The sequence below is a fragment of the Vibrio sp. 1457 genome, from assembly GCF_033340195.1.
Lineage (GTDB): Bacteria > Pseudomonadota > Gammaproteobacteria > Enterobacterales > Vibrionaceae > Vibrio > Vibrio alginolyticus.
This window is the reverse complement of the sequence record NZ_JAWOWA010000170.1, coordinates 1-1,007: the sequence shown is the minus strand read 5'-3', so window position 1 is coordinate 1,007 and position 1,007 is coordinate 1. Positions and strand designations below refer to the sequence as shown.

The following is a 1,007-nucleotide window of genomic DNA, read 5'->3' as shown; positions in this document are numbered from 1 at the left end:
AAGAGAGCGCCGCCGCACCGCTGGTTGGATGAAGATTATTAGCAAACGCCAGCGCCGGAGGATCGGTCATGGAACCTGCCAGCATCCCGCACATGGTCAGGTAATTCATTTTGGCTAACATCCGCGCCAGAATGCCAACAGTAATCAGCGGAACGGCGGTGATCAGGGCACCATAACCAATCCAGCTTAGCCCTTCGCCATTGACCAGGGTATTCACAAAATCCCCACCAGATTTCAGACCAACGACCGAGAGGAACAGCACGATCCCCAGCTCCCGCAGCGCGAGGTTGGCACTTGGCGGCATAAACCAGTACAGCTTGCCGATACTGCCGATACGCCCGAGGATCAACGCCATAATCAGCGGACCGCCCGCCAGCCCCAGTTTCAACGCGGCCGGGAATCCTGGCACAAAGACGGGAATAGAACCTAACAATACGCCAAGCCCGATGCCAATAAACACTGGCAGCATCTGAACCTGTTGCAGTTTTTGCTGCGCATTCCCCAGCACATTGGCAACGGCATCAATTGCGGACGGACGCCCCACCAGATTGAGGATATCGCCGAACTGCAGGCTGATATCGCCACTGGCGACCAGTTCGACCCCGGCACGGTTCAGGCGCGAGATAACAACGTCATAGCGTTCTTTAAAGTGCAGGTCGCGAATACGTTTTCCGAGCACGTTTTCATTGGTGACCACCACACGCTCGACGCGCAAATCAGTGCCTTTCGTGGACAGCGAAGTATCGACCTCCTGACCAATCACCAGTTGCGCATTATGTAAATCCGCTGGCTGACCCACCAGATGCAGCAAATCGCCCAGTTGAATAATGGTATCTGGCGAAGGAACTTTTAGGGTTTCTTCGCGTTTCAGACGCGAGCAGATAATTTTGTCGCCGTTGAGAATCGGTACATCTTTAATGGCTAAATCATGCAGGTTAGGGTTCTCAACGCGAATATTGATAGTCTTGATCAGCGCGCCGCCATTGGTGCGTGAAGACTCGTGCTGC

At 54.1% G+C, this 1,007-nt stretch carries 1 protein-coding gene; it reads right to left on the bottom strand.

Annotated features, from left to right (window positions below):
* Positions 1-1,007: putative transporter (locus R7Z41_RS24630; protein WP_318141724.1), on the bottom strand; the 1,007-nt coding region annotated here is incomplete at both ends.